This window comes from Bacteroides sp. 519, from assembly GCF_010500955.1.
In the GTDB taxonomy this organism is placed as follows: domain Bacteria; phylum Bacteroidota; class Bacteroidia; order Bacteroidales; family Bacteroidaceae; genus Bacteroides.
Map to the genome: position 1 here is coordinate 44,830 of NZ_QVMJ01000020.1, position 8,373 is coordinate 53,202.

The 8,373-nt window shown below is 37.2% G+C and carries 5 protein-coding genes; 2 read left to right on the top strand and 3 right to left on the bottom strand.

What is annotated here, in order from left to right:
* Positions 1-62: 62 nt before the first annotated feature.
* The 3 genes from D0T85_RS15680 to D0T85_RS15690 form a co-directional block, all read right to left on the bottom strand.
* Positions 63-2,456 carry an ABC transporter permease gene (locus D0T85_RS15680; protein ID WP_163214473.1) on the bottom strand — a complete coding sequence of 798 codons (2,394 nt, stop codon included), beginning with the start codon at positions 2,454-2,456 and terminating at the stop codon, positions 63-65.
* Between the two features lie 30 nt (positions 2,457-2,486).
* Entirely contained in the window at positions 2,487-3,737 is a 1,251-nt protein-coding gene (locus tag D0T85_RS15685; RefSeq protein WP_163214474.1) for an efflux RND transporter periplasmic adaptor subunit, read from the bottom strand.
* A 127-nt stretch (positions 3,738-3,864) separates the two neighbouring features.
* Positions 3,865-5,334, bottom strand: coding sequence for a TolC family protein (locus tag D0T85_RS15690; protein ID WP_163214475.1), 1,470 nt, complete (start codon positions 5,332-5,334; stop codon positions 3,865-3,867).
* 192 nt (positions 5,335-5,526) lie between these two features.
* On the opposite strand from D0T85_RS15690, the gene D0T85_RS15695 reads away from it, so the two are divergent.
* Positions 5,527-6,891 (top strand): sigma-54 dependent transcriptional regulator, encoded by a 1,365-nt coding sequence (locus D0T85_RS15695; protein ID WP_163214476.1) that lies wholly within the window; start codon positions 5,527-5,529, stop codon positions 6,889-6,891.
* Positions 6,888-8,162 (top strand): PAS domain-containing sensor histidine kinase, encoded by a 1,275-nt coding sequence (locus D0T85_RS15700; RefSeq protein ID WP_163214477.1) that lies wholly within the window; start codon positions 6,888-6,890, stop codon positions 8,160-8,162. Before D0T85_RS15695 ends, D0T85_RS15700 begins: the two co-directional genes overlap by 4 nt.
* The last annotated feature ends 211 nt before the right edge of the window (positions 8,163-8,373 follow it).

Genomic DNA, 8,373 nt, shown 5'->3' on the forward strand with positions numbered 1-8,373 from the left:
ACATAGGTTTCTAACCAGGTTTCGGATTGTTATTTTCAGGTAGTGTTTTATCATGGTTATTATTATTCAGATTTAACTACCTCTGCCGGATTCTCTGAAGATACTTTTAAAATATGCCCCAATATCGTGAGCAGTACAAATAATGTAGACAATGCAATTACTATTATCAACTCGCCCCAGCCTATTGGTGCCCGATAAGAAAATTGCTGAATCCACTTATGTATAAAATACCATGAGAAAGGGATAAAGAGTATATTAGCCACCACTACAATACGCAGATATTCACAGATAAACATCCGGATGATATTTCTGGTACTTCCACCCATTACCTTACGTACAGCAACTTCTTTACGGCGGCGTTGCATGGTTGAATAGGATATGGAATATATCCCGAAAAGTGAAATTATTACAGAAAGTATGGCTAATAATACAAACAGCCGCAGGCTACCTTCTTCTGATTTATGTAATTGACTGAAAATTTCATTCATGGTATATATCTCAGGTTCAGGATCAACATCCAAAGCTTGCTTTTTAAATGCAGCACGAATTTGTTTAATACCTTCATTTTCTTTATCCTCAGGAACTCTAACAAAGTAGGTATAACTACCATAACGGTTAGACACTTGTTCTATTATTTGAGGAAGTATGGGATTACGAAAACTTGCCGACTGGAAGTTTTTTATAATACCTACCACTGTAATGTCCTTCATTAAAAACGTTCCGTTTTGCATCATTCCGTTCCAACGCTGTATGGTGCCTCCTACAATATTATCAATCCCTATTATGCGGGCAGCTTCCTCATTAATCAAAACCTGTTTACCATTGGCATACCTGTCTTTTGATAGTTCCAAAGTTCCAAACATCTCTCCCTCTACAATATCCAGTTCAAATGTGCGAACAAACTCACTGTCGGCATCTATTATTTGAAAATTAGGTTTATAATCTTCTGGTTTCCCCTCCCAATTTACCAAATTGGTAACATAAGGTTCATGACTGTATCTAAGTATTCCGGCTCCGGTAAAATTTGTGATTAATGGAATGGATTCAAACTCGCGAACAGTGGCCTCACGATCTCTATTTGTCATGATAAAATAGATTAGTCCATTTTTCTTAAATCCTAGATCTTTATTCATCATGTAATATACTTGATGACTGATACAAAGTGCACAGAACATAAATGCCACACAAATACCCATCTGAAAAATCATTCCTACATTGCGAACAAAACCAATTTGATGAGCTTGTACACCACCAGACAGTTGCAAGGCTGATCTCCGAATAAAAGCTAACAACGAAGGAAGCGAGATAAGAATAATTATTAATAAACTTATGAAATATGTGATAAGAAAATTACTCCATAAATAGTTCGTTTCTACTTTTATATCAAACACTTTAATAAAGAGTGGTAGCAAGAGTTCGATAAGGCAACAAGACAGAATTAATATGAAAACGAACTGAATTACAACTTCCATGAGTAGTTGAAATACCAGAGAAATTCTTCCTGCACCTATCGAGTGTCGAAGCCTCATTTCTTTTATTCTGTTATAAATGTTATTGACCCATAAATTAATGAAATTAAATAGGACGCAAACCAATAAAATAAATGTAGCAACAACAAAAATACGGATGTAGTTGATATTAAAGGAGTGGTCAGTACCTAATGTGTGTCGTACAGCAGTTAGCGTAACTGCTTCCAATTGAAGACCTGTATTGTAATTATTGTCCACAAGATAATTCACTAATTTATCTTTAAATTTGGTCTTATCACTTTTGGTATTCAAACATACATATAGCTTTACCTCATTTTGCTTCCACCTTAGATTTTCGGGAATATGATGAGCATGTTTGCGGGTCATTACATCTGTATGGAAAGCTTCTACATGATGAAACATTGAGTTTTCCGGGTAATCATCTATTACACTAACTACCTCTAAATAATCAGTATATCCACCTGTTATTTTTACATTTAAAGCTTCTTCGGGCGAACCGAAGTTCTTTATTGCATATGATCTGGTTATGATAAGATCTTCATCCTTCGCCCCCAATCCAGTTTGTTGTCCACAAATTACATTGGGTGGAAAATATTCAAAAAAAGATTCATCGATAAATTCCTCTTCAGCTTCGCTCAATAACCTCTCATCTACCTTGAAATTGCTTCCAAATCTTTCATAAAGTGGAATAATTTGTTCTACCTCAGGAAAATCTCTTTTAAGTGCCTCAATTAGTACAAAAGGTAACCTATCAGTTTTTTTTCCGGTTTGAGTTTCAATACCAATTATTTCGTATATATCGGTCGACCGTGGAAAAAAACTATCGTAAGATGTTTCATATTTAAACCACTGATAACCAAATATAAAACTAATCAATCCAATAGAAATTCCTATAATATTGATTATACTTTGAAGTTTATACTTTACTATATTGCGAAACGCATTTTTGATGTAATGTAGTAACATAATATTTCAGTTGTATAAGTTTATCGTATTTTATTTCAATATCAACTCCTGTGCTTCTCCAAAGTTATCATATCCCGAAACAATGACCAAATCGCCTGGTTGTAAACCATCAGCAATTTCGTATTGCTGCGGATTTTGCCGACCAATTGAAATCGGTACGCGCACTGCCTTCGTACGGGTTTTATCCACTTTATATATCCATTGCCCTCCGGTTGACTGATAAAAATTTCCACGGGGCATAACTAATGCATCTTCCGGCTGCCCTAATTCTATTTGTACACGGAAACTTTTGCCTACGCGTACATTCTCGGGCATTTCATCTGTAAAAACCAAATCTACAGCAAAAGTGCGATCTTTAATCTCGGGCACTACTTTGGTTATTTTTAAAGGAAATCTTTTTCCCTGATAGCTTACAGTTGCAGGCAAACCAGTAATAATACGGTCTATGTAGTATTCGCTTAACGAAGTACTAATTTTAAATTGATCGAGTACTTTTATTTCGGCAATACTCTCATTGGTACCAACTAATTGACCAGGAGTAACCTTAACAAAGCTAAGCTGACCGTTTATGGGGGCTTTAATTATCAAGTCGTCCAAACGATCTTTAATCCGTTCATATTTTTTTCTTTCTCGTTCTCTGTCGTTTAACAGAAGATCTTTACGGATTATGGTCATTACAGAATCGTGTTGCAAACTTTCGCGTTGAAGCTCCGCATTTTTTAGTTTAAAGTTATATTCATCTTCGGATACAGCCAGTTGAGCCTTGCTTTTAATACCCATTTGAAACTCTTCTTTATCAAGTTCAAAGCTTTTTTTTAAGCGTGCCAGTTCATAATCGGTTTGCATGGCTTGTTGCTTGAGGTTCAGGCTTTTTTGTTCCATCTCAATTTCTTTTTCACGGTACGAAATGAGTTGCTTTTCCCAATCGTCGCGCTGGTCCTCAATGGTTCGCAGTAAATCCGGATTAGAGAGTACCAGTATAGTATCTCCTTTCTTTAGCAGGCTTCCCTCCTCTCCTACAATCCGATCAACACTTCCGGCCTCCCTGCTGTTTATTTTTATGGTGAGTATAGGCTGTACAATACCTTCTACATCTACATATTCCATAAATTTGTTATTAGCAACTTCGACTATTTGTATTTTATCTGAATCAATACGCAGTTTACGTGGTCCTACCGAAAGGGATATTACATAGATAAGGAAAGCAATAAATATAATGCCGCCGGCGAGATAATATTTATATCGTATGTACCACGGCTTCTTTTCAATCTTTATATCCATATTCATTTTTAATTTAGCCACAGATAACGTAGGATTGCACGGATTTTAAATGCACGGATAAATTCAGATTAAAATAATCCGTGTTTATAAATCCGTGCAATCTGCGTTATCTGCGGCTATTTTTAATTTATAAATTCTCCAAATCAGCTTTTAATTCATGGTTATGCTCAAAATCGTAAAGCGTAATGCTACGAAGTGTATAATACAAACTCCAGTACTTATACAGGGAAGTAACATAATTCCTTCGGGCTGAATCTTTTTCGGTTATAGATGCATTCAAATCAAGAATGGTTGATTTTCCCAGAATATAGAGCCTGCGTGCCACATCATGCCTGCGTTGAGCTGTTTGGTTTGTTCTTTCTGCAATTTGTACCCTTTGTGCCTGTAGATTGAATTGTTTCACCAGTTTCCGGACATTTAAATCAAAGTCCATCCTGTCCTGGTCTACTTGCGTATATACCAGGTCACGGCGTGATTTGGCGACTCTCACTTTGCCTTTTCCCCGTCCCCAGTCAAGTATGGGCAATGTAAGACCAAGACTTATCAATTGCTGATCTAATGGGTCCTTATATGCATCCCGCAGTTTATCTCCTGTTTGGGTAAGGCCAAAACGAATATAAATATCAGCTTTGAACCCTGCCGATGCTTTTGCCTGTGCCACAGCACTCTCGCTTTCAAACTTTCGCCGTATCATATTCTGAATTTCAGGGCTGTTTGTCTGTGCCTTCATAATGGCTTCGTCCAAAGGAATCCAAAACTGCGGAACATGCTGATCTATTGCTACCTGTAATTCCACATCTTCCTGCATCCCTAAATATGAACGTAAACTTTGCATGGCATTCTCCACTTCAATCTGGGCATTCATCCGGTTTGTCTCTTCGGTAAGTCTGTTTAATTCAAGTTGTAACATTTCGTTCTCGGTAATGGTACCTATGCTGTATCTGCCTTGTGCATATTGATAAAGAGTATCTGCATTGGCGTAATTTGTAGAAGCTGTTTCAAAATTACTTTGAGCTGTTGCCAAAGCAAAAAAACGGTCGGTAGCCCGTACTGCTACCAGTTCTAAAGTTTCCAGATATGTTTTTTGTGCTTCCACATAGCGAACCGGCTCTATTTTCTTATCCCACTTTAGTGCATTATAACCAAATAAAGTTTGACTATAACCGAATATAAAAGGAGAAGTTTGCCATGAGGTTGTTTTATCCGAACGCATATCCAGCCGTTGGGCATTTGTTTCAACGAAAAAACTCCCACCTGTCCATGCTACGTTTTGTGTGAGTGTTAGAGATAAATCCGCCGAAAGTACATTCTGTTCCACAAACTTTATAGTTCCATCTGCCATAGTAATTTTATTTATGGCCCGGTTAAGATATGGATTTGAAGTTAAGGTAAGAAACGGCAGATAGTTTGCCTTATATGATTTGTAGTTCCAATATTCGGAACGAAAACCATGCCGTGCCGTTTGTGCATCGGGCGAGTGCTGTTGTGCGCGCTCTATCGTTTCTTTTAATGAAAGGTTCATAACCGAAGACTGAGCCCAAAGAGGATTAACCACAACAGGAAACAAAATAAAATATATCAGCTGTTTGATTGTCATATAATTAATTTTATACAACTATTGTATCAAACGCCATACCAAACACATAATAAATTAAATATCAACAACTTAACATAAAGATAAGACAGTGTACCGCGTGCGATTATGCACGAATTGCGTGCGTATACGCACATACAACACGTTGTTATAATACTTATCTTTGTAGCATTCCGATACATATATAAAAAGGTTATGAATAAAGAAGGTAAAATATTAATTGTTGATGATAATGAAGATGTTCTTTTTGCTCTAAACTTGTTACTGGAACCCTATTTTGAAAAGATTAAGGTTGCAGTAACTCCTGATAAGATCCCCCATTTCATGTCTACTTTCGATCCGGATATAATACTCCTTGACATGAACTTCGGTAGAGATGCCATCAGTGGGCAGGAAGGATTACAAAGTCTGGAAAAGATTTTGGAAATTGACCCTCATGCTGTTGTGATATTTATGACAGCTTATGCCGATACAGAAAAAGCAGTCAAAGCTATCAAGGCAGGAGCTACAGATTTTATTTCAAAACCGTGGGAAAAGGAGAAATTACTTGCTACCTTATCTTCCGGCTTAAAATTGCGTTTGTCTCGCCGGGAAGTTTCAACTTTAAAGGAAAAAGTAGAGATATTAGCCGGAACGGGTAGTCTTGATACGGAGATTATCGGCGAATCATCTGCTATGCGCGAGGTTTTCAATACTGTTGAAAAATTAAGTGACACAGATGCTAATATCCTTATTTTAGGTGAGAATGGAACGGGAAAGGATGTTATTGCACGATTGCTCTGCCAATATTCGCCTCGTAATAACAAACCTTTTATTACAATTGATTTGGGAAGTATTCCTGAGCAACTATTTGAAAGTGAACTTTTTGGATATGAAAAGGGCGCATTTACAGATGCAAAAAAGCCCAAGCCGGGAAGAATGGAAATAGCCACAGGAGGAACCCTCTTTCTGGACGAAATAGGAAATCTTTCATTGCCAATGCAGGCTAAACTTCTTACTGCCATCGAGAAACAACAAATCAGCAGATTGGGTAGTACGTATATGCAACCAATTGATGTACGCTTAATTAGTGCTACGAATGGTAATATTCATCAGATGGTAGATACAGGGATGTTCAGGCAGGATTTATTGTATCGTATAAATACGATTGAAATACATATCCCTCCGCTTCGCGAAAGAGGAAACGATATTATATTGCTGGCAGAATACTTCCTGAAACGATTTACCAATAAGTATAAAAAGGAAATACATGGCTTTACCCGGGAAGCTAAGAACAAATTATTAAAGTATGGATGGCCGGGTAATGTACGCGAACTTCAACACACCATTGAACGTACTGTGATATTGAGTGACAACCTGACGATACGTCCGGAAAACTTTGTTTTCCAAACTACCCAACAACAAAAGTCGAAAGATGAGGTTCTGAACCTTGAACAATTGGAGAAGCAGGCTATTGAACGTGCTATGCGATTGAGCGAAGGGAATGTTTCGAAGGCTGCCAGTTACCTGGGTATTACCCGCTTTGCTTTATATAGGAAACTAGAAAAACTAGGCTTATGAAATATTATTCAATCAGCATATTTATACATATCCTATTGATTTCAATCTTATCTATAGGTATTTACATACTGATAGAAAAGGAATTATGGTTTAGTACCCTTGTTCTTATTTTACTTTTAATAGTTACGGGAATCAATCTGTATGTAATGCAAAGAAGACATATTTATATGATGCAGCGGCTTATTGAAAGTATACGTTTCAATGACTTAACCCAGTCGTTTCCTGTTTCAATAAAGAATAAGATGATGCGCGAACTTGCTACTGAATTATCAGGAGCCATGCGAAATCTTAAACAGCGGGTTCTGGAAGAAGAAATTAAGCATCAATATTATGAAAACCTGCTCAATAAAGTAGATACAGCAGTGTTAGTGGCCGATGCTTCCGGACGAATTGAATGGATGAATAAGTCTGCAAGTATGCTCTTACCAAACCGTTTGAATGTTCCGGAAACTATTCTGAATAATTTATCGGACACGCAAACCATTAACCTGGAAAAGAATGGACAGGTACAAGAGATGGCAGTTTCTTCTACTGTATTTTTGGCACAGGGAAAGGAACAGATGCTTATCAGTCTGAAAGATATTCATGCTGTATTAGAAAAAAACGAAATGGAAGCATGGCAAAAGCTAATCCGGGTTTTAACGCACGAGATTATGAATTCAATTACTCCCATTATTTCTCTGGCTGAAACATTGAGCGAACGCGATATACAGTTTCCTGTTCAGGAGAAGGATTATAAAATAATGCACCAGGCAATGCAAACCATACATCGCCGCAGTAGAGGACTCTTGGATTTTGTAGAAAACTACCGCAGGTTAACCCGTTTGCCGGCTCCTGTTTTAAAAAAGGTTGTAGTAAAAGAGTTATTTTCGGATATCCGGAAATTATTCCCAGATCATGCTATTGTGTTTAATATTAAGAATCCGGAAACAACATTGGTTGTTGATCGTTCGCAGATAGAGCAGGTGCTTATTAATTTAATAAAGAATGCCCGGGAAGCTGTCGAGGGAAAACAAACAGCCTCTATTATTATTGAAAGCGAAACCAAAACGGTAGAAAATAAAACAGTTATTTCTATTAAGGATAATGGCGAGGGAATTCTTCCTGATGTACTGGATAAGGTATTTGTTCCTTTCTTCACCACCAAGAAAACAGGATCGGGGATTGGGTTAAGTTTATGTAAACAGATAATGAATTTACATAAAGGAACGATTTCTGTTATTTCAAAATCTGGGGAAGGGAGTTGTTTTATACTGGGGCTACCGCTCTAACATGCAGTTGCATTATTTACTATTTACTCTTCCCTAAGATACTTTTGTATCTTCCCTGTGATACTTTTGTATCTTCCCTGTGGCACTTTTGTATCTTACCTGTGGCACTTTTGTGTAAGCGTCTCCGCTTTGTCGCCTATATTGTCTTTTCCTTGTTCTGTATCTTTGCATTTAATTTTTATATAATATTTTATGCAAGCCTCAGAACTAT

Excerpts from the sequence above, each read along its gene's own strand:
- D0T85_RS15695 (WP_163214476.1), top strand. The coding sequence starts at position 5,527 with ATGAATAAAGAAGGTAAAATATTAATTGTTGATGATAATGAAGATGTT.
- D0T85_RS15680 (WP_163214473.1), bottom strand. The coding sequence starts at position 2,456 with ATGTTACTACATTACATCAAAAATGCGTTTCGCAATATAGTAAAGTAT.
- D0T85_RS15685 (WP_163214474.1), bottom strand. The coding sequence starts at position 3,737 with ATGGATATAAAGATTGAAAAGAAGCCGTGGTACATACGATATAAATAT.
- D0T85_RS15700 (WP_163214477.1), top strand. The coding sequence starts at position 6,888 with ATGAAATATTATTCAATCAGCATATTTATACATATCCTATTGATTTCA.
- D0T85_RS15690 (WP_163214475.1), bottom strand. The coding sequence starts at position 5,334 with ATGACAATCAAACAGCTGATATATTTTATTTTGTTTCCTGTTGTGGTT.